This is a genomic window from Streptomyces sp. NRRL S-1813 (assembly GCF_000719605.1).
Lineage (GTDB): Bacteria > Actinomycetota > Actinomycetes > Streptomycetales > Streptomycetaceae > Streptomyces > Streptomyces decoyicus.
Window position 1 is genome coordinate 103,876 of the sequence record NZ_JOHB01000013.1, and the last position, 23,210, is coordinate 127,085.

Sequence of the window (23,210 nt, forward strand, 5' to 3'; positions counted from 1 at the left end):
CCGTGGCCCGGTGGGGAAAGTATTTGGTGGTGGGGAACAGAGTCTGTGCCTGTCCAACGGTGGCACGGAGGCGTTCATCGACGTGCTGATGCTGGCGGTATCCGATCTCGCTGACGATGTGTGGGACTACCGCTTCGCGGCTCTTCTGACACTGCAGGACCAGAATGTGATGGGGCGAGGGGCCGTCGGCTTCGACCTGCAAGACATCGCGTGGGGCGCAACTCCGCGGAGACGTGCCCGTTCGAAGGAGTTCGTGCTGCGCGCCACCGCACTGGCGTTGAGCCGCCATCGCTGGAGCGAGCTCGGTTACGTCCCTTCCTTCGCCCAGGACTACCTTTACCAGTTCACAGCGATGGTCGAGTCCTTCGTACCGGCTGACGACACTCACCTCGCCGGAGGCTTCCCCGGACCGGAGGAACGTGCGATGGCCTCATGCCCACAACACCGGATCCTCAGCGCGCTGCCGCACTGGGACGGGTGTTTCCTCTGTACCAAGCCAAGACAATCTTGAGCGCCGCGGTTGGCGAAAGCCGCCAACCGCGGCGCGCATTCACCAGCGCTCGCTCTGCCTCGTGGGGAACTCAGGGAACCCTGCTGGAGCCCTGGTTGAAGCTTCTGCCGCCGCTCGCCCGAGGAGTACGCGGAAGGCCGGCATCCAAGACGGCATCAAGGCCGGCCAATCCCATGAGTTGAAGAGCGTTGCACCCAGGGTCTCCGGCCGCCAGCGCTCGATCTGACGCCGCTCCGCGGCAGACAGGGCAGAGGTGTCCGACTCCACCAGCGGTGAAAGGAGCCGGGCTGCACTCAAAACGACGAAACCGACGTCGGCGAGGACGCCGGCCCAGGCAGGAGGTTCCTGGAATTGACCGGTGTACCAGTAGCGCCGGCCACCAACGAAGGCAATCAACGGGTAGTGAGCGTGGAACAGAGCGATGTGCATGCCCTCCCGATCACAGATCGCGGCGCTGTGGAAGTTCTGCGGGTACTCCTGCTCTGTGAAGTCCTCGACCCGCCCGCGCGCAGCCCGCGCCGCGGCATACCAGGCGACACGGCATGCCCTGGGATCGGTAGCCGGAACGGGCGGGTCACTCCCGTCTCGGAACCCCGTTACACCCTTCTCCCTTCTGGTCGGCTGCACCCTGGCAGTCGAGGTTGCGGTGCGGGCCGTTGTTCTGCCGTTCGGCGCGGGACAGCTTCGGCCCGCGAGGAGGATCGTGACCGGGTTTTGGCGGCAGCGGGCTGAGGGCTGCGTCCGGTGCAGGCGTCCGTGCGTTCGTCTAACGGTGGTTTCGCCGGAGGGCACCGCGGCGGTGCCGTACTGTCCCGTGAAGCCGTGGCGAGCTGTTAATGCTGGTGCTCTCGCGCTTGGCAGTCAGGATGGCTGGACTTGGTCGAAAAGGGCGAGGGCTTCGGCGGGGTCCGGGCTCACGAGGCGTTCCAGACCGGCCGTCGTGATCTTTGCCCATCTGCCGGCCCGTGCCCACATCTGTTCCTCGAAGGCGTGGACGGCCTCGTCCAGATCTGCAGGGCCGGTGGCGATGGACTCGGCGAGTTCGGCGCCTTCCAGCATCGCGAGGTTCGCGCCCGCCCCCAGTGGGGGCATCAGGTGGGCGGCGTCGCCCAGTAGCGTCACCCCGGGGACGTGCGTCCAGGTGTGGGAGACGGGTAGGACGTAGAGAGGGCGGTGGACGAAAGCGGTGCCGTGGCGGAGGAGGTCGAGGACGGGAGCGGCCCAGCCGTCGAACAGAGCCAGCAGGCTCGGTCGCACGGCCTCGACGTCGGCCAGATCCAGGTTCGTGTGCCAGTCCAGCGGCGCGCGGAACTGGGCGTACACCTTGACGTGGCCGCCACTGTTGCGCTGGGCGACGAGCGCGCGGTTCACGCCGTACACAGCTACGGAACCGTCGCCGATCAGCCGGGCGAGGTCAGGGTGGCGGGTGTCGATGTCGTCGAGGGAGGTCTCGACATAGGTGACGCCGGTGTAGTGGGGTGTCGCCGACGAGACCGCCGGGCGGATCCGGGACCAGGCACCGTCCGCGCCGACCACGAGGTCGAACGTCTCCTGCCGCCCGTCCGCGAAGTGGACCAGTACGCCATCCCGGGTCCCCGGCGCCACCTGCATCACGCCCCGACCCCACTGGACGTCGAGAGGGCCGAGCAGAAGGTCACGGAGTTGCCCACGGTCGATCTCGGGATTGGCCCGGTCATCTGGACGGGGTCGCCAGTCGCGCAGGACGGTCCCGTCCGTGTCCAGGATGCGCATGGCCTGCCCCTCGGGACGGGACAGCGCCTGGAACTCCGCCAGCAGCCCCGCCTTGTCCAGCGCGAGCTGGCCCAGCCCTTCGTGCAGGTCCAGGGTGCCGCCCGGGGGGCGGGTGTCGGGGGCGGGATCGCGTTCGAGGACGGTGACGGGGTGGCCATGGCGGTGCAGGACGCGGGCGAAGGTAAGGCCGGCAGGGCCGCTCCCGACCACTGCGATGCGATGCCTCATGTCGATACACTGTATTTCCTCAATACGATGCATCGCAACAGAACGGTGTGACCATGACTGTGTGGGACCGGCCGGAGCCGCCGACTCGCCCCGTGCCGCTCGACCGGGAGCGGATCGTTGCCGCGGCCATCGCGCTGGCCGACGAGGGCGGGCTGGAGGCGGTGTCGTTGCGCAAGGTCGCCGCCCGGCTGAACGCCGGCCCGATGCGGCTGTACGGATACATCTCCACCAAGGAGGAGCTGTTCGACCTCATGGTGGACGAGGTCCAGGCCGAGATCCTCCCCGAGGAGCAGCCCGGCGACTGGCGGGAGGCGCTGAGCATCCTCGCCCACCGCACCAGACAGGCCGCCCTCCGTCACGAATGGCTGGCCGACCTTCTCGGCGGCCGCCCGACCTTCGGCCCGAACGGCCTCGCGGTGGCCGAGGCCACGCTGTCCGCCCTCGACGGCCTCGCCGACGTCGACACCGTCATGCGCGCCGTCGAGACCGTCGGCGCCTACTTCAACGGCGCGATCCGCCGCGAGATCACGAACCTGCGGGCCGCGCGTGCCACCGGCCTGTCCAAGCACGACTGGCAGCGCGCCTCCGGCCCGCATCTGACGAAAATGCTGGCCACGGGCCGCTTTCCGGCGCTGACCAAGGCCGTGTACGACGGCACGGACGTGGACGCCGAGGCATCCTTCGCGACCGGCCTGGACTGGGTTCTCGACGCCGTGGCCGCCAAACTCACCCGGCCGCCGGCGTGACGCTCAGCTCTTGCCGAATGCGAGCGAGGCCGGGGGCGGGGCCCACGGGCCGTAAGGGCTTGTGCCGCCACCGATGCTCTGGATTGCGCCACTCAGGGCGTTGTCACTGCGCCGGACGCGGGATGACGGTACTCGGTGTCGGCAAACGATGGCACCCTCGAGTGAGCAGACGGAGCGGAGTGAGTAGCACGGCGTCCGGCATCGCTGCCGCGGCGGGCACGGTGATCAACCGACATGGTTGCCTGGGCAGCCTGTTGCGCTGCACCCGCGCCGGGGGACCGCACGCCGCCGTGCAGCCGTGCGCGAAGGACCTACTGCCAGCGGCCCGGTCATGCGTCTGGGCCCATCGCCACCGAAGCCGCGCCGATCTCGTCGGCGCATGGCTACGGGCCGGCATGCCGGACGACGGCACTCTTCCGCACGGACTGCGCGCGGCACCCGCACCGCGTCACGCCGCCCACCTCAACTGACGGAAGCCGAGTGCCCAAGGGGCTGTTGAGCGTGGTGGTCGGAACACCCCAGCCGCTCGGGGGCTTGCGGTGGACAAGCTGTTGTGTGCGGCGCCGGTGCCGTAGTGCCGGCCGTGTCCGTCCACTGCCGGAATGACGGTTACCCGGTTGTGCAACGCCTCGTCGCCGGTACCGGCGTGCCGCAGTCCATGTCGCGGACGGCTGCCGGCGACCTCGTGGTCATACTCCGGCAGGACCTGCTGGTCGCCTCACGGCCCGAACAGGCTTTTTCCCGCGGGAGCCACATCGCTGCGAGCCACGGGCGCCGCTGCACACCAGACGCGGATTGCGTGCGCGAAGGGATGCGCCATCAGGTTCCCCCACGAGCCGGGGCAGTTCAGGTGCAGTGGCCGCCGGGGCGGGGCAGCCACTCCGGCCCACCGGCCTGCGGATGTCCGGAAGCCGCAGTTTCGCGCGTGTGTTCCTCGCTGTCCGAAGTCGCAGGGAAACGGGTTCCGAAGGCTGACCGCCGGGTCATGGCATGGGTCGTTGTGCGGTGACCGTGAAGTAGTCGAGGGTGCCTTCACGGTAGGCCCGAAGGAAGTTGCGAGGCCAGGTGCCGGGCTCCCACATGCGCGCCAGCCAGCGGTCCCAGCCGGGCCATACCGACGCCCCGATCGGGGTGGCGCGGACCCCGGTCAGGCCGGCCCGTTCGAGGCTGCCTGTGAGCTGCGGGATGGTGTGTGCGACGTCCAGGCCGGTGCTGTAAGTGTCGAGCAGTTCGGCCAGCCGCTCGGGTCGGGCGGGGGCGGCATCGGGGACGAAGAAGCTGGCGATGACGGCACGGCCGCCGGGCCGCAGCATGCGTGCGGCCTCCCGGGCGAACGCGTCGAGGTCGCGGAAGTGCTGGGCGGCTTCCACGCTGTACAGGCAGTCGAACTCGCCCTCCGCGAACGGCATGTTTTCGGCTGCTCCGTGTGCGAAGCGCAGCTGTTCGGGGCGGCGGGTCAACAGATCGGCGTTGGCCTGTTCAGCCCGCTTGAGCTGCTGTGGATGGATGTCCATGCCGGTGACGTGCGCGAAGCCGTACTCCTTGAGTGCAACGGCGCAACCGACCCCCAGCCCGGAGCCGACCTCCAGGACCCGCGGCTCCTGTGCAGCCGCCAAGGTGGCGAGCACGTGGCGGTACATGGCCTGTTGGCTGCTGATCCGGTCGTGTTCGGTCAGCGGCTGGTCGAGGTCGATGTCATGCCAGTAGCCGAAGTTGATGAACCCTCCGCCGAACAGGGACATCGAGCTGAGATCGGCCGGACCATACGCTTCCTGCACTGCGGGCGGGATCGGGTACGGGGTCGCCCCGTGAGACTGGGTCATCTGCACCTCCGCGATGTTAGCGCGCCGCCACGGGAGGCGACGGCACACCCAGTACTACCCGTCAGCAGCCCGACCAGCGTCAGAGTGTCTTTCCACGCGAGGTAGCCGACCGCCGGGACTCGGTGTCGGGCGGGATGGGTCTGTGGTTGTCCCTACCTCAGGCAGTCTGAGTGAGTGAACGGCCGGCGACGGCCTCGGTCACCGGCCAACAGCCGTAGGTCAACTGTGGCGACCGGATCAGCTGAGACAAGCAGCGACTCGGAATCTCAACTGATCTGGTCCGGTGCGTGTGGATGCTGCACGTCCTCTCAGTTGATCCGATCTGCTGGTCAGTCCCTCAACTGGGTGACCTTCCCGAGGGATCAGCAGTGGTGGGCAAAGGCTGCGGACATTGCCTTTTGTAGGACGGGGGGCGGGCTTTGGGTGTGTGGGAGAGGGCGGGTAGACGGTCCTGCCCTCCTTGATGGTCTCCACGACGGTGATCCGGCCGAGCCGTTCGGCCCGGTGGCGGTCTAGCCCTTCGGTCCGATGGCGGTCCCGCTCGGGAGCGCGCCGTAGTGTGGCTGCCATGGATATCGGGCTTGCGATGGTGTACCTCGTGGTGGGGGCCTGCGTACTCTTCGATGTGGGTGGTTTCATCAGGCGTAGGTGCGAGCGGATACAGAAAAGGGCGGCTGATCGGCACCGCGAGACTCTTTGGAGGAACGGACTCCTTGAGACGCCATACGTGCCCGTTCTCTTCGCGCGGCCTGAAGCCCTGCGTGCCATGGGTCTGCCCTTGATGCTCGTGGGGGGCTTGCTCCTCCTGTCCCGCCTCCATTAGTGCCGAGGTTTCCCAGTCAGAAGTCACGGGTTCTTTGCGTGGGGATCGGCGCATCGCTTCCGCGGATGGGTTCGCGGACGGCTCTGTGGAGTCGTCCCTGGCCCGGCGGACGGCGCAAGGCGCTGAGGTGCGGACATGTGAGGTTGAAGGCAACTCGCATTCTCGATACAGGAGTTGCCGCAGAATGCGGGTGGAGGCATAGCCGTCCATGGCGAGCGAAGGTCACACTCCAGCTATTGCTGGAGTGGTAGGCAACTCCCTTCGCCGCGCGTTCCGCCGACCCATCCCGTCGGCGGGCGCTGGACAGCCAGTGCGGGCGCGGGTGTGAACGGTCAGCATGTGACGCGCGACATATGGGAGCTCCGGAACTCGGCCGTTGGGTTGCCCGACTACTGAATCGGTACGGCGCGATCCGACCGACGCCGTATGACGTGATCGGGAGACGTGGCTGATGGACGAGTCCAGGCAATCCTCCTCCGGTGCGAGGGCGGTGCTGCGGAGAATGGCGCCCCCTCCTGCCCTGTGCGGCTTCCTCTTGTTGCTGGCGCTGATGTTCGCGGTGTCGTACGCGGTCGGCGCCGCCGCCGGGCCCGTCGCGCCCGGTATGCACGGCACCGAAACGAGCCGCGGTGGCCTCGACGATGGTGGCGCGGGCAGCGGCACGGATACGGGCGGCATGGGGGGCATGCACGGAGGTGGCGGCTGATGGGCGCGGAACCGGTGGCTGTCTCCGTGACGGCCGACCTGGCCATCGGCGGTATGACCTGCGCGGCCTGTGTGAAGCGTGTCGAGAAGAAGCTCGGCAAGCTGGACGGGGTGACGGCGACCGTGAATCTGGCCACCGGGCGGGCCCGGGTGAGCCACCCGCCGCAGATCAGCCCCGAGGAGCTCATTAAGACCGTCGAGAAGGCCGGCTACACGGCCGCACTGCCCGAGCCGCCCAGGCGGCGGGAGCCTGACGGCGACGGCGAGGGGGAGGCGCCGGGCGCGAAGCAGGAGCGTGACCGGCTGGTGGTCACCACGTTGCTCGCGGTGCCGGTGCTCGTGCTGTCGATGGTGCCCGGTCTGCAGTTCCGGAACTGGCAGTGGCTGTGCTTCGTCCTCGCCGCGCCGGTCGCCGCGTGGGGTGCTTGGCCCTTCCACGTGCGGGCGGTGCGGGGGCTGCGGCATTCGACGGCCACCATGGACACGTTGGTGTCGCTCGGCGTGGCGGCGTCCTTCTCCTGGTCCGTGTACGCGCTGTTCCTCGGCGGTGCGGGCGATCCCGGCATGAGGATGCCGTTCAGTCTGGTGCCGTCAGCGTCGGACGGTGTCGCGCACATTTACCTCGAAGCGGCCGTCGGCGTAACGCTGTTCGTGCTGGCGGGGCGGTTCCTGGAGGCGCGGGCCCGGCGTGGGACCGGGGCTGCGCTGCGGTCGCTCGCCCAACTCGCCGCGAAGGAAGTCGCAGTACGCGAGGACGGGAGCGAACGACTCATTTCCATTGAGGAGTTGAGCGTCGGACACGTCTTTGTCGTGCGTCCAGGAGAGCGGGTCGCCACCGATGGCGAGGTGGCGGAGGGCAGTTCGGCAGTGGACCTGTCCCTGGTCACCGGCGAGACCGAGCCCGTCGAGGTCGGGCCGGGCTCCGCGGTGGTCGGTGGGGCCGTGAACTCCGGCGGACTGCTGCTCGTGCGGGCTACCGCGGTCGGTGCCGACACGCAGCTCGCGCGGATCACCCGGCTGGTGACGGAGGCGCAGGCCGGTAAGGCGCGGGCGCAGCGGCTGGCCGACTCGGTGGCCGGCGTCTTCGTTCCGGTCGTACTGGCGCTGGCGGTCACGACCCTCGGGTTCTGGCTCGGAGCCGGGGCCGACCCGCAGGCGGCTATCACCGCGTGTGTGGCCGTCCTCGTTGTCGCATGTCCCTGCGCCCTCGGCCTGGCGACGCCGACCGCCCTGATGGCCGCGACCGGCCGGGGCGCTCAACTGGGTGTCCTTGTCACCGGCCCGCAGGCTCTGGAGGGTCTCCAGCACATCGACACCGTCGTCCTCGACAAGACCGGCACGCTCACCTCCGGCCACATGAGCGTCGCCCAGGTCACCTCCGTGCCGGGCGGGCTCGGCCGCGACGAGGTGGTGCGACTGGCCGGGGCGGTCGAGCAGGGCTCGGAACATCCACTCGGGCGGGCGATCACCGCCTATGCCCGGCGGGAGTCGGCCGAGCGGCGGTTGCCGGAGGTGAGCACATTCAGCGCCGTGCCGGGGCACGGTGTGCTCGGTCGGGTCGAGGGTCGGCTGGTCGAAGTTCTGGCCCCGGACGACGAGTTGCCAGCCGCTCTCGCGGATGCGCTGCCGGTCGCCGCGGCTGCCGCACGCACCCCGGTGCTGGTCCGGGTGGACGGTGCGGCCGAGGCCCTGATCGAGGTCGGCGATGTCGTACGACCCGGCAGCTACCGGGCCGTGGAGCAGCTGCGGCGCCTCGGTGTGCGCCCGGTGCTCGCCACCGGTGACCAGGAGGCGCCCGCCGTTGCCGTCGCCTCGGCCCTGGGCATCGACGAGGTGCACGCCCGCCGCACGCCCGAGGACAAAGCCGATCTCGTAGGGGATCTCCAGGAGCAGGGCTGTCGCGTCGCGGTCATCGGCGACGGCGTGAACGATGCCGCCGCGCTGGCCGGCGCCGACCTCGGCATCGCCATGGGCAGCGGCACGGATGTTGCCATCGGGGCGGCCGACGTGACCTTGGTACGCGGTGACATCGAGGCTTTGTCGGATGCGGTCCGGCTCGCCCGGCGCACGCTGGGCACGATCCGCGTCAACCTCGTGTGGGCGTTCGGCTACAACCTCGTGACCGTGCCGCTGGCCATGGTCGGCCTGCTCAACCCCATGCTCGCCGCTGCGGCGATGTCGGCCAGCTCGTTGCTGGTGGTCGGCAACAGTCTGCGGCTGCGCGTCTGGCAGCCGAATCCCGCCCGGAGGCGCACCCGATGACTGACAACCCCTGGCGTCCGTCCCGCCGTCGGCTGGTCGACGCCCTGCTCGCCGCGCTCGCGCCCGCCACCGCGTGCAGTCTCGCGCTGGGCGGCCTTGCCACCTGGGCCGCGGTCGGCAAGGCGGGCAGCCCGGCTCGGATCGCCGTCTCGTCCGGGCGGGTCCTTCTGCCGTATGCCGACGGCACGGAGACCGCCGCCTTCTTCGACATTGCGAACATCGGTGGCGCGGATGACCGGTTGGTCAAGGTGACATCCTCCGGGACCGAAGGAGAGATCGGCCTCAGCCGTCACCGCACTGCCAAGAGCGGAGCCGCCTACCGGAGCACCGTGGTCTCGGCCACGGTGGCCGCGGGCAGCGAACTGGCCATGTCCCCGCATGGACTGGACGTGACTGTGGGGGTAACACCCCCTGCTCGAGCGAAGCCGAGAGCCGGGGGGACGCACAAGGCCCGGTGGCGTGCGGGCGACCTCGTGTCGTTCACCCTGCACTTCGAGCGCAGCGGGGCGATCAAGACCCCCGCGGTGGTGATCCGTCCGAGCGACAACTCCGCGTGATCGACGCCTGCCGAGGCGGTGCGGCTACTGCGGTGCGGTTACTGCTGTGTGCGCGACGGCACCGGAGTGCAGCGCCGGTGTCGGCTGCGCAGGCCTGGTCATGGGCGCCATGACCAGAAGCATGGGCGGGCGTCGGCCGCAGACCCGCTCTCCGGGAGACGGCAGGTGGCAACGTCCCGGTCAGCTTCGGCCCACCGCAGTGGTCTGGATCACACCCGGCGAGGTGAATGCGCCGGCGAGGCGAATCCGTACCCCCTCATGACGACCAGAGCCTGGACACGAGGATGAGGCGCCATGACGGCAGGGTGGTGTTCTCGCACGGTACGGGCCGCGGTGTTCGCGGCCGTCTGTGTGCTGCTCGCCGCTCTGGGGCACGTCATGATGTCCGGCAGCCAGGTCCCCGCGTGGACGCTGGCCGTCGGCCTGACCGTGACCGGTGCTGCGGGCTGGTGCCTGGCGGGCCGTGAGCGCGGGCTGCCGCTGATCGTGACGGTCGCGGTCGCCGCGCAGACAGCGCTGCACTCGGCGTTCTCGCTCGCCCAGTCGGTGACGGGAAGCACCGCCCCCATGGACATGAGCGACATGGGGGCCGTGCACATGGACATGGCTTCGATCAAGACGGAGTCCATACCCGTGTGGCTCATGACCATCAGTCACATGGGCATGAGCCACACGGTTCACATGGGGCACTCTACGGACGGCGGCTCATCGACGTTCGGCATGCTCGCCGCCCATCTGCTCGCCGCGCTGCTCAGCGGCCTCTGGCTGGCGTTCGGGGAGAAGGCCGTCTTCCGCATCCTGCGAGCCGTAGCCGGTTGGCTGGCGGGGCCGCTGAGGCTGCTGCTGCTCGCCCCGCCCATCGTCCGGGACTGTCTCCGCGTCCGCGTGCGAAGCCCTCAGTCGGACCACGCGCCCCGTCTTCTCCTTCTCGTCCACGCGATCACCTCCAGAGGGCCTCCTGCGGGGACGGCTGTCATCTGAAGACAGCTGGTACCCCGGGGCTGATGTGGTGCGCCTCGGGCCGCGGCCGTACGTCCGCACAAGGGACTTGGCGTCATGGCGCCGTGCCACCAGGGCATCGGGCCACCGCGTCGTAGGGCCGTCTCCGCACTCACCGGACCGCTCGCGCCCTCGCGCGCCCCTGGTCCGGATCACGTATCCCGAGAAGGGCACCAAGTGATCACTTCTGCCCCGCCGGCCTCGCACGGCAAAACCGAGAAAGCGGCATCGGTCGACGAGTCGATAACCGCCTGGGCGCTGGCCGCCCGAGGAGGTGACGCAGAGGCCGTCGAGCAGTTCGTGCGCGCCGCGCACCGTGACGTCCAGCGCTACGTCGCCCATCTCTGTGCCGATCCCCAGGCCGTCGACGACCTGGCTCAGGACACCTTTCTGCGGGCGCTCCGCAGCCTCCACCGCTTCGAGGGGCGTTCGTCCGCCCGTTCCTGGCTGCTGTCCATCGCCCGCCGAGCCGTCATCGACAGCTATCGGTACAGCGCCGCTCGACCCCGGCTGTCGGACGTACCGGACTGGCAGGTGGCTGTCGAACGGTCCCAGCCGCAGGATCTGCCCGGCTTCGACGACGGCGTCGCCCTGCTCGACCTGCTGGCATCCTTGCCGGGCGAGCGCCGGGAGGCGTTCATCCTCACCCAGCTCCTCGGCCTGCCCTACGCGGAAGCGGCCGAAGTCAGCGACTGCCCGGTCGGCACGCTCCGCTCCCGCGTCTCCCGTGCTCGGGCGACCCTGATGGACCTGCTGGACGAGGCGGACGAACCCGCCGTGCCGGCCTGAGCCCATGGGTACGAGGGCGTTGCTGCCGACCGGAAGCAAGTCGGCGCCGACATCCTCGTCGTCGCCTGAAGCGGATCTCATGCGTCTGCTTTCCACTGGTCGGGAACTCAGAGCGGGTTCGCTCCGACTACTGGATCGGGTGACGGAGGTTCGCCCGCGTGCCGAGTGGATCCGGGAGTTGTTCGATGCGTTCTCGTGTGTGGGGCGGTACGGCGGCCGTCGTGCTGGGCTGCCTGCTGGCGGCGGGCTGCGGCGGTGGGGGGAAGGACACGGCGGACAAGACCGTGGGGAAGGACGGGAGCGCCGTCTCCGGTGCCCACCCGGCGACCATCACCGACTGCATGGGCGCCAAGACCACCTTCTCCGCAGCCTCGAAGAAGATCGTCACCAGCAACGCCTCCAGCTTGGAGCTGCTGCTCCGCCTGGGTGCAGGCGACAAGGTCATCGGCACGGGCTTCCCGCCTGGTAAGGGCGCGCTGCCCGGCGAGTTGGACGGGCAGGCGCAGAAGGTGAAGGTGCTCAGCCGGAGTGTGATCCCGAAGGAGAAGCTGCTCGGTTCCGGCGCCGATCTGTACATCGACACCTTCGCCTCGATGGGGAGCATGGGCGGTGGAATGGGGGATGCGCCGACCGAGGAGGAGTTCAAGGCGGCCGGGATCAAGCACATCTACCTGAAGTCCACCGCTTGCGCCGCGACGGGCAAGAGCCCGGTCACCGACCTGTCCGCCGTCGAGGCCGACATCACGGCCCTCGGTGCGGTCACCGGCACGAGCGCGAAGGCGAAGGAACTCGTCGCCGGGATGAAGGAGACGGTCGACGCCGTCCAGAAGGCGGTCGGCGGAACGGCCGAGAGCAAGCGGCCGACGTACTTCTTCTTCGACTACGACGCCGGCACCAAGCAGCCCAGCGTCACCTGCAACCGCCAGGTCGCCAACGCCGTGATCACTCTGGCCGGCGCCCGCAACGTCTTCGCCGACTGCAACGGCGACTACAAGCAGGTCGACTGGGAGAAGGTGATCGCGAAGAACCCGGACTGGATCCAACTCGGCGTTCGTAATCGGGGCAGCGAGGCCGCGAACGAGAAGGCATTCGGCGACGCCGAGAAGTGGCTGAAGTCCAATGCGGCCACCAAGGGCCTGAAGGCGGTCAAGGAGGGCCACTTCCTGCACATCGGCTCCGAGCAGACCACCATCGCCGGCGTCCGGAACGCCGACACGGTCAAGGAGATCGCCAACACCCTCTACCCCGGCAAGGTCGGCTAGCCGTGGCCTCCACATTGTTGCGCCGCACCGCCGCGGACGCCGCTCCGGACGCGCGCAGCGTGCCTGTCGGGCCGCTGATGGCGGTCCTGGGGGTGGTACTGCTGGCAGCGTTGACGGCGGCCGTGGCCTGGGGGTCGACGTCCATCCCGCCCGGTGAGGTGTGGGGCGTGGTGTGGCGGCGGCTCGGCGGCGAGGCACCACGCCCCGGCACAAACGACCTGATCGTCTGGCAACTGCGCGTCCCGCGCGCTCTGTTGGCGGCACTCGTCGGGTCCGGTCTCGGTATTGTCGGTACGGCTGTACAGGCGCTGGTGCGCAATCCCCTGGCCGACCCGTACCTGCTGGGCATCTCCAACGGCGCCTCCCTCGGAGCGGTTACCGCCATCGTGCTCGGCCTGGGAGCGGGCGGCGCGCTCGGGTTGGGCCTGTCCGGTGCGGCCTTTGCCGGAGCCCTGGCCACCTTCGCACTCGTATGGGTGATCGCCCGGCGCGGTGGGGGCTTCGCGCCGCTCCGGCTGGTGCTGGCCGGGGTGGCGATCGGCCAGTTCCTTTCCGGCTTCACCAGCTACCTCGTGCTCCAGACCGGGGACGAGCAGCAGACCCACAGTGTGCTGTTCTGGCTCATGGGCAGCCTCAGCGGGGCGAACTGGGAGCTGCTCGCGGTACCCGCGGTGGCTGTTCCGGTGGCCCTGCTGTGGCTACAGGCGCGGGCCCGGGGGCTGAACGCGCTGCTGATGGGGGATGAGACAGCAGCCGGACTCGGCATCGACGTCACCCGCCTGCGCCGCGAGTTGTTCACGGTGACCAGTGTGCTGACCGGCGTCCTGGTCGCGGTCTCCGGCGCGATCGCCTTCGTCGCGCTGATGGTGCCGCACGTCTGCCGGCTCCTCGTCGGCGGCGACCACCGACGGCTCCTGCCCGTCTCCGCGCTGTTCGGCGCCCTGCTGATGGTCGTGGTCGACATTGTCTGCCGTACGGCCATGGACTCACAGGAGCTGCCGGTCGGCGTCGTCACCTCGCTCATCGGGGCTCCGGCCCTCCTGTATCTGCTGGACCGGCGCCTGGGGAGCGGAAGTTGAGGATCGACATTGAGGACCTGCACATCGGCTATGCCGGCCGTACGGTGGTGGCCGGCGCCCACCTGGTGGCGGTCGAGGGCGAGATCACGGGCCTGGTCGGGCCCAACGGCAGCGGCAAGTCCAGCCTCCTGCGCACCGTCTACCGGCACCTGAAGCCCACCGCCGGGCGGGTGTTGCTGGGGGGTACCGACCTGAGCGAGTTGCCCCCGCTCCAGTCGGCGCGGCACGTTGCGGCCCTGCCGCAGGAGCGGGGGAGCGACTTCGAGCTGACCGTGCGCGAGGTCGTCGCGATGGGGCGCACGCCCTACAAGCGGGCCTTTGCCGGGGAGGATGCCACCGACCGGGACATCGTTGCGAAGGTCCTGTCCGACGTCGGCATGGACGGCTGTGCCGGACGTCGCTTCACCGCCTTGTCCGGGGGCGAGCGCCAACGCGTTCTGCTGGCCCGCGCGTTCGCCCAGGACCCGGACGTCCTGGTGCTGGACGAGCCGACCAACCATCTTGACGTCCGCCATCAGGTGGAGCTGCTCGCCCTGCTGCGTGCGCAGTGCCGTACGACTCTGGTGTCGCTGCACGACCTGAATGCGGCCGCGTCGGTCTGTGACCGGCTGCACGTGCTGCATGCCGGGGCTGTGGTCGCCTCCGGCAGACCGCGTGACGTCCTCACGCCTGAGCTGATGGCCGATGTCTTCGGGGTGCGGGCGGCCGTGGTCGACCACCCGCTGACCGGCGACCCGCTGATCGCATTCGACCATCGGGCACCGGCCGACGCCGGGGCGGCCATGGCGGTGGAGAGCCGCGGATGACGGAGGGGACGGAGGGGACGGAGGGCGGGCGGGACGGCGGTTCCGCCCGCCCTCCGTCATCAGCAAGGTCAGGCGGCGATCGAGTCGTCGACGCCGTACCCGGCCTCGACGATGGCAGCACGCAGCCGCTCGTCGTCGAGGTCAGCGCCGTGCACCGTGACAGCGCCCGCGGCGAGATCGACCACAACCTCGTTCACACCGGGCACCTCCGAAACCTCTTCTTTGATGCTCGCCACGCAGTGCTCGCAGCTCATTCCGGTGACGTGGTACTGCTTCTGGGGCATGGCACAACTCCTGGATGTCGGTGCGGCTTTGACGTGAGGGTTCGGATCCGCAGGGGCGGGGTGTTCAGTCCAGCCCGGCACCTCAGTAGTCGGATGATCGGTGCTCGAAGTTCCCCAGCTGATGTGCCGATTCCGACGCCCGGCACCAGCGCCCGGCTCACGAGACCCCATCCGACTCGGGTGATCGGTGCAGAGGTCTCCTTCTGATCGGTATGTTTTTTTGGGCGGGGGGGGGAACTCACCGCCGTCTCCTTCCGACTTCTTGTTCGAGGCTGCCATCCCGGCAGCCCGCGTCGGTGAGGGGGAAGGGTGACACTCGACGATTCCGGGTCGGAACAGCCCGGTCGCAAACCCGTCAGTGAGGATCGCTGGCTGCTGGTGGCCGTGGTGGGGGCGTTGGCCTTCGTGGCGATGCTCGACATGAACATCGTCAATGTGGCACTTGCGGACATCGCCGACGGCCTGCACGTGTCCGCTGCGACCGCCCAGTGGGCGGCGCTGGCATATCAACTTCCGGTGGTGGCACTGCTGTTGCCGGTAGGTCGGTGGCTGGACGGCGCGGGGCTGCGCTCCGCAGTGTCGGCAGCGATCGCAGGCTTCGGCCTGTGCAGTGCCCTGGCCGCTTGCGCCCCCTGGGCGGCCTGGTTGATCGCCGCCCGCTTTGCGCAGGGCGCGTTCGGGGCGGTGTTGTTCGTGCTGATGCCTGTGCTCGCGATGCGCTCGGTACGGCCGGAGCTGCGGGGGCGGGCGATGAGCGTTCCTGCGACCTTGGGGCCGCTGGGGGCGGTGACCGGACCGGCCGTGGGTGGCCTGCTGCTGGACCACTTCGGCTGGCCCTCCGTCTTCCTCGTGAAGATTCCCTTTTGTGCGCTCGCCCTGGTCGTGGCGTGGAGGACGATGCCGCGGGACGGTCGGCTGCGGTGGCCCGACCGGCGATCGCTGGTGGATGCGCTGCTGGTGGCCACAGGTGTGGCGGTGCTGTTGCTGACACTGACCCTGGCGTCGAACGATCCGGGGTGGCTGGTGCTTGTGGTCGCCGCCGTTCCGCCGCTGTGGTGGTGGCTGCGTGGTCCGGGGTGTCGTCCGGTCATCGGCGTGCTGCGGGTCCCGGGACTGTCCCGGGCGCACGGATCGGTGCTCGCCCTGGCCGCCGGATTCGCCGCCATGCACTACGTCGTCGCCCTGCACCTCCAGCGCGACGAAGGCGTCAGTGCCACGACCACCGGGCTCACGGTGCTCGCCTTCCCGCTCGGCATGGGCCTGGCCGGGCCGCTCGGCGGGCGCCTGGCCGACCGGTACGGCGCGCGGCCGGTGGCGGCCATCGGGGCCTTGCTCACGGCCGCCGGTCTGCTGCTGCTCGTCCCGCTGGGCAATGGCTGGTCATCGTGGGAGGTGGCCTGGCGGCTGGCACTGGCCGGTATAGGCATGGGCCTCAACGGCGGTCCCACCCAGGCCCTGGTCATGGGTGCCGCCCCACCGGATCGGATCGCCACCGTCGGATCCACGGTGCAATTCGCCCGCAGCCTCGGTTTCACCCTCGGCCCGGCCCTGGCCACCGCGGTCTGGGGCCTTGCCGGACCCGGTGATGGCGTACACGCCGGGCTCGCCCTGGCAGCCACCGGCGCCTGTCTCGCGGTACCGCTGTTGGCACTGCCCGGCTGCCGCCGGGCCGATCCGCCCGAGAAGACCATCGACGCGGCGCGCGGCGCCCATACCTGAACAAGGAGCGGCCCCCCATGTGCGGAATCACCGGCTGGGCGTCCTTTCACGGCGACGCCCGTACTCAGGCCCCCGTCATCAAGGCCATGACCGCCACCCTCACGCCACGCGGTCCCGATGCCGGCGGCGTCTGGCTCGGCGAACGGGCCGCGATCGGTCACCGCCGCCTGGCCGTCATCGATCTCGAAGGCGGGGTGCAGCCGATGACCGACCGGCCCGACGAGCCGGCCCTCGTGCTCGGCTACAGCGGCGAGGTCTACAACCACCACGAGCTGCGGGCCGAGCTGCGCGGCCGAGGACATGCCTTCCGTACGCGCAGCGACACCGAGGTGGTGCTGCGCGCGTACGCGGAGTGGGGCGAGGACGTCGCCGACCACCTGGAGGGCATGTTCGCTTTCGCCGTCTGGGACGAGCGCGCCCAGCGGCTGGTACTGGTGCGCGACCGGCTCGGCGTCAAGCCGCTGTTCTGGGCGGCCGTCGACGGCGGTCTCGCCTTCGCCTCCGAACCCAAGGCACTGTTCGCCCACCCGGAGATACGGCCCCGCGTGGACGCCGACGGACTGCGGGAGGCGTACGGCCTGCTGTTCAACACCGGTCCGACGGTGTGGTCCGGGGTGCGGGAGGTCGAGCCCGGTGGCCTGCTCGTCCTGGACCGGAAGGGCCTCCGCGAGCGCCGCTACTGGCAGCTGGAGGCCCACGTCCACAACGACGACCGGGCAACGACCGTGGAGCGGATCCGTGAACTGGTCGGCACGGCCGCCCGCAGTCAGCTGGAGGCCGACGTCCCGCTGTGCAGCCTGCTGTCCGGCGGCATCGACTCCACCGTGCTGACCGCCCTACTCGCCGACGAACTCCGGCTGCGCGAAGGCCCGGGCGCCCGTATCCGCTCCTATGCCGTCGACTACAGCGACCAGGCTGCGCAGTTCACCGGTGACGTCCTGCGCACCGGCCACGACACCCCCTACTCCATCGAGGCCGGCGCCTTCATCGGCACCGACCACAGCACGGTCGTGCTCGACCCGCGCGCCCTGCTCGACCCCGAGCACCGCAAGGCGGTCGTCGTGGCGAGGGACTCGCCGATCGGCGTCGGCGACATGGACACCTCGCTCTACCTGCTGTTCGGCGAGATCCGCAAGCACTCCACCGTCGCCCTGTCAGGTGAGGCCGCGGACGAGGTCTTCGGCGGCTACCCCTGGTTCCACAACCCGAAGGCGCTCGCTGCCGAGACCTTCCCCTGGCTGCTGGTGACCGGCGACGAGGCCGCCATGCCGCTGAACCCGGAACTCGGCCTTCGCATCGGCGAGTTCCGCGACGACACGTACCGCAGCGCGTTGGCCGCCGTACCGCATCTGGACGGCGAGACGCCCACCGAGCACCGGCAACGCGAGATGCAGCACCTGTCGCTGACCCGCTGGCTACGCCAACTCCTGCACCGCAAGGACCGGTTGAGCATGGCCCAGGGTCTGGAGGTCCGCGTCCCGTACTGCGAACACCGCCTCGTGGAGTACGCCTTCACCACCCCCTGGGCCCTCAAGAGCTTCGACGGCCGCGAGAAGAGCCTGCTGCGCGCGGCCGGCACCGGGCTCGCCCCCGATTCCGTGCTGCACCGCCCCAAGAACCACTACCCGGCCACCCACCACCCCGACTACAACCGCGGCCTACAGGACATGGCCCGTGATGCCCTGTCCGTCGATCAGGTCCGCGCCCTGGCCGACGAGACCCGCATCAAGCCCTGCCTGGACACGCCGCCCGACCAGTTGGAGTGGGGCCACCGTCTGCGCCTCGAACGCGTCGTCGACCTCGCCCTGTGGCTGGACCACTACCAGCCCGAACTCGCCCTCTGAGGAGCCCGCATGACCCTCCAGGAACCCCGGCCGGACATCGAGCCGAAGCCCCGGCCCGAGCCCCTGCCCGATCCGGTCCCGCTGACGGGCTGCCCCTACAAGGCCAACCCGTACCCCCTCTACGAGCGGATGCGCGAGGCCGGGCCGGTCCACCGGGTCCTCTTCCCCAGCGGGGTACAAGCCTGGCTCGTCACCGGCTACGAAGCCGCACATTCCGCGTTGAACGACGACCGCCTGGGCAAGAACCATGACCGCGGCAATGACCGCTGGCGCTCCCGTGCCTCGATCATGCCCGAACCCCAGCACTCCCAGCTCCAGGTCCACCTCCTTCACCAGGACGCGCCGAAGCACACTCGAATGCGGCGCTTCGTCACCGACGCCTTCACCCCACGCCGCATCGAGCAGCTCCGCCCCCGCTTCCAGCAACTGGCGGACGCTCTCGTCGATGCACTGCCCGAGACCGGCCCCGCCGATCTGGTCGCGACCATCGCCGCCCGCTTCCCCCTCCAGGTCCTCGCCGAAGTGATCGGTCTCCCACAGGAGCTGGCCGACCGCTTCGACCGCGACTGGGGCAAGGTCGTCCAGCCGGTCGGCCCCACCGACCCCGGACGACCGCGGTACGAAGCCCGCCTCCACGGCCTGCAGAGCTACATCGCCGAGGTCGTCGACCACAAGCGCGAGCACTGGGAGGACGACCTGCTCAGCCGCCTCGTTGTGGCCCGCGACCGCCGCGAACTGTCCCCGGAAGAGCTGGACTCCATGATCTTCCAGCTCCTCGTCGCGGGCCAGGAACCGGTCACCAACCAGATCACCACCGCCCTGATCGCCCTCTTCCGCCACCCTGACCAGCTCACCCGCCTACGTGACAACCCGGACCTCCTGCCCCGTGCGGTCGAGGAACTCCTCCGCTACGACAGCGCCTTCGAACTGACCACCTGGCGCTTCTTCGACCAGGACAACGACCTGCACGGCACCGAAGTCCCGGCCGGCGACTCCGTGATCGTCTCCCTCTGCGCGGCCAACCGCGACCCCCGTCGCTTCCCCGACCCCGACACCCTCGACCTCGACCGCACCCCCAACCCCCACCTCGCCTTCGGCCACGGTGTCCACTTCTGTCCCGGCGCCGCCCTCGCCCGCACCGAACTCCAGATCGCCCTCGGCACCCTGCTCACCCGGCTGCCCGGCCTCCAGCCGGCCATCAGGGACGAGGACATCGAGTGGATCCCAGCCGTCCTCGGCCGCGGTACCAACCACCTGCCCGTCGACTACGACCCACGCCTCTGATGCCGGCCTCCGACTGACCGGGACCGGCTGCGTGTCCTCACCGGACCCCAGCTGACCTGCCTACTGACCACCGGCGCCCGGCCCTCCGCCACGGCGCCATTCCGACGTGCCCCCATACGCTCCGGAGGAATGACATGCCACTGACGACCGCGCCTGACACTTCCCCCACGAGCATCGGCGCCGCGATCCTGAAACTGCTCCTGCCCCATCACCGCACGACCGACCGGATCCCGGCGACCGCGGAGGCATTCCCCCACCAAATTCACCGAATGGCTCATTACGTGGGCCGCGGCGCCCCCATTGTCTTCACCTTGCCCGGCTTTCCCTGCAAGTCTCCCAACCCGGCCAAGGTCCTCGGCCACCTCCCCGACCAGGGAGAACGTCTCTCCCTCACCTTCCTGAACACCCTGTGCGCCGAGATCGAGCGGATCCACCCACCCGGCGCCCGCGTCATCATCTGCTCCGACGGCCACGTCTTCGGTGACCTCATCCACGTCTCCGACGAGCACATAGACGCCTACGCCGACGAACTACGCACACTCATAGCCCGATGGGGGCTTCAGAGACTCTCCGTCTTCGACCTGCGCGACGTTCTCGGCGACCTCCCGCACGACACGAAGCGCGCACACGTCCACCAGCGCTACGCCCCCGCCCTGGACGCACTGCGTGCCGAGATCCGCGCCGACGCCCAGGCCCTCGCCCTCTACCGCGGCATCACCCGCTTCCTCGCCGAGGACACCGCCGACCACGCAGGGACCCGGTCCGCCCTCCAACGCGCATGCCGGCAACGCGCCTACGGCGTGATCCAGCGCAGCCGCGCCTGGGGTGACCTGATCGCCGAACACCACCCCCACGCCGTACGCCTGTCCATCCATCCCCAGCCCATCGGCGCCCCCAAGTTCGGCATCCGCCTCCTCGACGCCCCCGACGTCTGGACCACCCCCTGGCACTCCGCCGCCCTGCATCGCACCGACGGCACCTGGACCCTCATGCCACGCGCAAGAGCTGCCCAGCTCGGCAGACTGGTACGGCAAGACGGCAGGGCCAGCCACTTCACAGAGCTGATCGGGTCACTCTGCGGTCAAGGGCTGGACCGCGCGGAGTCGGCCCAGGAAACCGGGCCGGGCACCATGCAGGGCGAGAGTGCCCCGCGGCGACCTGCAGTTCCGTGCGGTGCTGTACGGCCTGACCAGCCCGCACGACCAGAATCCCGTGCGCCTGCACGCCTCTGATGTGGTGACGGTGCACGTCCGCCGAGCCGGCAGCGCGGCCGTGGGCAGCCGGCACGACCACTGTCCACGGCCGCGCACCGAGTCGCTTCTCGGGAGAGCGCCCCGGCGCCCTGGATGCCGGGGCGCGGTGCTGGCTGAACTGTCCTACCGTCGCCGGTGGTCCCGACGGTGCGCACGCTGCCGCGGCCCCCGCCGCCCACTCCAGGCCAAGAGCAGCCGGCGCCCCCCTTGAGCGTCAGAGACTCTGGTCACCTCAGCTGCCGCAGCCGTCAGAACTGGGCTCGGTCACAGCAGGCGCTGTGACCGAAGGTCCGCCACGTACTTGGTGATCAGGTCCTGCGACAGATGGGGGATGTCGTTTTCCTTGTTGAGAGCGGCGGCCCGTACTCCCGCGCGGAATTGGTCCGCCGGCAGGGCAGAGCCGGACAGGGGCTTCTCCGGCCTGGCGAAGGCGTGCAGCAGGGGGAGCAGCGAATGTTGCCGCTGGCGGTCGGGCAGGCCGCGCAGGGCGGTCTCGAAGCGGTCGAGCCACTCGTCGTAGTCGTGGATGCGCGTCAGGGGGTGTCCGGCTGCCACCAGCCAGTCGACGAACGTGTCGAGTGAGATTCCGTCCTCGTGCGGGTTCACGACGTTGAAGGTCCGGTACCCCTTCCGTGCGTTGTCGCCCAGCGAGGCGATGGCCTGTGCTGTGAAATCCACGGGGAGCGCGTCGTAGTGCCCGGTGCCGTCGCCGGTGCCCCGGGCGTAGAAACTGCCTGGGGCGATTCCTGTTGCCATTAGGCTCAGCACGAGGCGGGTGAAGACGTCCGGGATGTTCAGCTGTCCCCGGTAGCGTGGGTGGGCGAGGATCAGGTTGGAGCGGAACACGGTGACCGGCAGGCCGAACGTGTCGTGCGCCTCGCGCAGAAGCACCTCGCCCGCCCACTTGCTGGCTGCGTACCCGTTCGCGTAGCTGCTGTCGAGGTCGCGCGCCCCACAGGCCGTGCGGATGTCCGCCGCCTCATCGGCCGCGGCCTCGGACCCGAAGACGACGGCGACCGTCGACAGGTAGGTGAACTGCTTGATCCGGGAGGTGACCGCGAGCCTGATCAGTTCGGCCGTACCCAGCACGTTGGGGCCGAACAGCTGGTCGTACGGCAGGACATGGTTGACGAGTGCCGCCGGGTGAACGATCAGGTCCACGGTGTCGGCCAGACGCTGCCAGGTCTCCTTGTCGAGCCCGAGGCGGGCTGCTCTCCGGAATGCGCAAGCTGCTGCGCCCCGCGCAGGTGCGGTCCGGTCTGCGCGACGATGGGGGCCAGGTGCTCCGCCGAGGCTCCGGCCTGGAGCGGAACGCTCACCGCACCGGAACGGACGCAGGCCAGATCCACGATGGTGAACTCGGCGCTCGTGGGACCAAGAACCGTGACGAAGTCACCCGGGCCCACGGCGTGGTCGGGGTGGTGTCGCCACTCGGCGGCCACCGCGCCCACACGTTCCCACAGTTCGCCGTAGGTGATCGTGTCGAACCGCTCCAGGAGGCGCAGCGTGGTGCGGCCCGTATGCGGGTCGGTGACCGGCTCCGTGGCACGCTCGCCGAGGGCGGGGCGGTCCGCGTACCCTTCCATCACTGTGGCCACGAGGTCGGCGAGTGGTAGGCCCGGCCGCCGGATCGCCTCGGTGGTGGCGTCCAGGGGCGCGGCGCCGCGGAACTGTGGATCTGTCGCATACAGGTGAGCGCTGCGCTGAGCGGTACGTGCGCTGAACTTGTCAGTTGGGGGTTGTAAGCCGGTCATGGGTGGTCTCCTCTGTGGCTTTGAGGGCCCGTTTGTCTGGAGGGATCTTCACTTTTCGGACGGGGGGAGGCGGGGGGTGGGGACGGCACAGAGCCTGAAGGGGCGGGGCCGGGCGCATGGCTCCGGCTCGGGCGAACGAGGGTGTGGAGCGACGCGTCGAGGTCGCCGTCAATGACCTGTCACCTTGTGGCGCGTCCGCAATCCAGGCCGAGCTGATCCTGTGGGCCGTAGTGGAGCGCTGACCCCGCCGGGCAGTGCGGCCTGTTGCTGGTGGGCGACCGGCTGCTGATGGGGCCGGTAGCCGCCGGCCTGGTAGTGGATGGCTATCTGTGGGGGCAACAACGCAGTTGGCGGTTTCGCTCTGCGCCGTGCCCGGCACCTGCAATGGCAAGGCTGAGGAAACCAGGACCATGAGGGGAAGTGTCCAGCCGCTCGTGGTGTCGGGTGCAGGATGCCGAGGAGGAGGGGCTGGCCGCCGCTACGAGGTAGCCGATGGAAAGCGCCATGCCACCGGCGTCTTCGCTCTGAAAGTCATCGCGAGGACGAGGCCCGGCCGCAGTCCATCGTTGGTCGTAATGGCCCCGGGTGAGCAGGGGCAGGACACTGCCGGCTGCCAGGGCCACCAGAGGCGACGCCGGGGCGGACGTTAGCGGTGGGAGGGCGCTCAGTAGCCCGCCCCAGCTCTATGTCGGCCGGCGGTCTGCAGGTGGAGCGCTGACGGGATATCGAA

Annotated in this window: 20 protein-coding genes and 2 pseudogenes; 15 read left to right on the forward strand and 7 right to left on the reverse strand. The window is 69.7% G+C overall.

Annotation, left to right across the window (positions count from 1 at the left end):
- Window positions 1–10: 10 nt before the first annotated feature.
- The gene (locus tag IF67_RS0120505; protein ID WP_030987677.1) at window positions 11–511 is read left to right on the forward strand and encodes a hypothetical protein; all 501 of its coding nucleotides are present in this window, start codon (window positions 11–13) and stop codon (window positions 509–511) included.
- 39 nt (window positions 512–550) lie between these two features.
- On the opposite strand, the gene IF67_RS44305 is transcribed toward IF67_RS0120505, so the two are convergent.
- From IF67_RS44305 to IF67_RS0120515, 3 genes and pseudogenes are all read right to left on the reverse strand, one after another.
- A complete protein-coding gene (locus tag IF67_RS44305) occupies window positions 551–940 on the reverse strand; it encodes a hypothetical protein (protein ID WP_063754369.1) in 390 nt (129 codons plus the stop codon).
- A 175-nt stretch (window positions 941–1,115) separates the two neighbouring features.
- Window positions 1,116–1,235 (reverse strand): annotated as a pseudogene (locus IF67_RS45050) (DUF6243 family protein); the annotation flags it as partial.
- Between the two features lie 137 nt (window positions 1,236–1,372).
- Window positions 1,373–2,491 carry an FAD-dependent oxidoreductase gene (locus tag IF67_RS0120515; protein WP_030987681.1) on the reverse strand — a complete coding sequence of 373 codons (1,119 nt, stop codon included), beginning with the start codon at window positions 2,489–2,491 and terminating at the stop codon, window positions 1,373–1,375.
- Between the two features lie 53 nt (window positions 2,492–2,544).
- Here IF67_RS0120515 and IF67_RS0120520 point away from each other — a divergent pair, with 53 nt between their 5' ends.
- Entirely contained in the window at window positions 2,545–3,237 is a 693-nt protein-coding gene (locus tag IF67_RS0120520) for a TetR/AcrR family transcriptional regulator (RefSeq protein WP_037839621.1), read from the forward strand.
- Between the two features lie 983 nt (window positions 3,238–4,220).
- Here IF67_RS0120520 and IF67_RS0120525 read toward each other — a convergent pair.
- Entirely contained in the window at window positions 4,221–5,060 is an 840-nt protein-coding gene (locus IF67_RS0120525; protein ID WP_030987684.1) for a class I SAM-dependent methyltransferase, read from the reverse strand.
- A 1,274-nt stretch (window positions 5,061–6,334) separates the two neighbouring features.
- On the opposite strand from IF67_RS0120525, the gene IF67_RS0120535 reads away from it, so the two are divergent.
- From IF67_RS0120535 to IF67_RS0120570, 8 genes are all read left to right on the forward strand, one after another.
- Window positions 6,335–6,589: a hypothetical protein gene (locus IF67_RS0120535; RefSeq protein ID WP_030987688.1), complete on the forward strand. Its 255-nt coding sequence runs from the start codon at window positions 6,335–6,337 to the stop codon at window positions 6,587–6,589.
- Window positions 6,589–8,850: a heavy metal translocating P-type ATPase gene (locus IF67_RS0120540; protein WP_030987689.1), complete on the forward strand. Its 2,262-nt coding sequence runs from the start codon at window positions 6,589–6,591 to the stop codon at window positions 8,848–8,850. Before IF67_RS0120535 ends, IF67_RS0120540 begins: the two co-directional genes overlap by 1 nt.
- The gene (locus tag IF67_RS0120545) at window positions 8,847–9,407 is read left to right on the forward strand and encodes a copper chaperone PCu(A)C (protein ID WP_030987691.1); all 561 of its coding nucleotides are present in this window, start codon (window positions 8,847–8,849) and stop codon (window positions 9,405–9,407) included. The genes IF67_RS0120540 and IF67_RS0120545 overlap by 4 nt, the downstream gene beginning before the upstream one ends.
- Window positions 9,408–9,701: 294 nt before the next feature.
- Window positions 9,702–10,388: a hypothetical protein gene (locus IF67_RS0120550; protein WP_030987693.1), complete on the forward strand. Its 687-nt coding sequence runs from the start codon at window positions 9,702–9,704 to the stop codon at window positions 10,386–10,388.
- Window positions 10,389–10,583: 195 nt separating this feature from the next.
- Complete coding sequence (locus IF67_RS0120555) at window positions 10,584–11,195, forward strand: sigma-70 family RNA polymerase sigma factor (protein ID WP_030987695.1); 612 nt, start codon at window positions 10,584–10,586, stop codon at window positions 11,193–11,195.
- A 185-nt stretch (window positions 11,196–11,380) separates the two neighbouring features.
- Window positions 11,381–12,457 (forward strand): ABC transporter substrate-binding protein, encoded by a 1,077-nt coding sequence (locus IF67_RS0120560; protein WP_030987697.1) that lies wholly within the window; start codon window positions 11,381–11,383, stop codon window positions 12,455–12,457.
- 77 nt (window positions 12,458–12,534) lie between these two features.
- Complete coding sequence (locus IF67_RS0120565) at window positions 12,535–13,536, forward strand: FecCD family ABC transporter permease (RefSeq protein WP_234341211.1); 1,002 nt, start codon at window positions 12,535–12,537, stop codon at window positions 13,534–13,536.
- Window positions 13,533–14,342, forward strand: a complete 810-nt coding sequence (locus IF67_RS0120570) for an ABC transporter ATP-binding protein (RefSeq protein WP_030987700.1) — start codon at window positions 13,533–13,535, stop codon at window positions 14,340–14,342. Before IF67_RS0120565 ends, IF67_RS0120570 begins: the two co-directional genes overlap by 4 nt.
- A gap of 68 nt (window positions 14,343–14,410) precedes the next feature.
- On the opposite strand, the gene IF67_RS0120575 is transcribed toward IF67_RS0120570, so the two are convergent.
- Window positions 14,411–14,626 carry a heavy-metal-associated domain-containing protein gene (locus IF67_RS0120575; RefSeq protein ID WP_030987702.1) on the reverse strand — a complete coding sequence of 72 codons (216 nt, stop codon included), beginning with the start codon at window positions 14,624–14,626 and terminating at the stop codon, window positions 14,411–14,413.
- Between the two features lie 309 nt (window positions 14,627–14,935).
- Here IF67_RS0120575 and IF67_RS0120580 point away from each other — a divergent pair, with 309 nt between their 5' ends.
- The 4 genes and pseudogenes from IF67_RS0120580 to IF67_RS0120595 all read left to right on the forward strand — a co-directional run.
- Window positions 14,936–16,345, forward strand: a complete 1,410-nt coding sequence (locus IF67_RS0120580; RefSeq protein WP_030987704.1) for an MFS transporter — start codon at window positions 14,936–14,938, stop codon at window positions 16,343–16,345.
- Between the two features lie 17 nt (window positions 16,346–16,362).
- Window positions 16,363–18,189, forward strand: a complete 1,827-nt coding sequence (gene asnB, locus IF67_RS0120585) for an asparagine synthase (glutamine-hydrolyzing) (RefSeq protein WP_030987708.1) — start codon at window positions 16,363–16,365, stop codon at window positions 18,187–18,189.
- A gap of 9 nt (window positions 18,190–18,198) precedes the next feature.
- Window positions 18,199–19,473 (forward strand): cytochrome P450 family protein, encoded by a 1,275-nt coding sequence (locus IF67_RS0120590; protein WP_030987710.1) that lies wholly within the window; start codon window positions 18,199–18,201, stop codon window positions 19,471–19,473.
- Between the two features lie 134 nt (window positions 19,474–19,607).
- Window positions 19,608–20,528, forward strand: a pseudogene (locus tag IF67_RS0120595) (L-tyrosine/L-tryptophan isonitrile synthase family protein); the annotation flags it as partial.
- 462 nt (window positions 20,529–20,990) lie between these two features.
- Here IF67_RS0120595 and IF67_RS0120600 read toward each other — a convergent pair.
- A complete protein-coding gene (locus IF67_RS0120600; protein WP_030987713.1) occupies window positions 20,991–21,887 on the reverse strand; it encodes an SDR family oxidoreductase in 897 nt (298 codons plus the stop codon).
- Window positions 21,878–22,480, reverse strand: coding sequence for an AMP-binding protein (locus IF67_RS45055; protein ID WP_030987715.1), 603 nt, complete (start codon window positions 22,478–22,480; stop codon window positions 21,878–21,880). Before IF67_RS45055 ends, IF67_RS0120600 begins: the two co-directional genes overlap by 10 nt.
- A 116-nt stretch (window positions 22,481–22,596) precedes the next feature.
- On the opposite strand from IF67_RS45055, the gene IF67_RS45765 reads away from it, so the two are divergent.
- Window positions 22,597–22,722 carry a hypothetical protein gene (locus IF67_RS45765; RefSeq protein ID WP_267959222.1) on the forward strand — a complete coding sequence of 42 codons (126 nt, stop codon included), beginning with the start codon at window positions 22,597–22,599 and terminating at the stop codon, window positions 22,720–22,722.
- The last annotated feature ends 488 nt before the right edge of the window (window positions 22,723–23,210 follow it).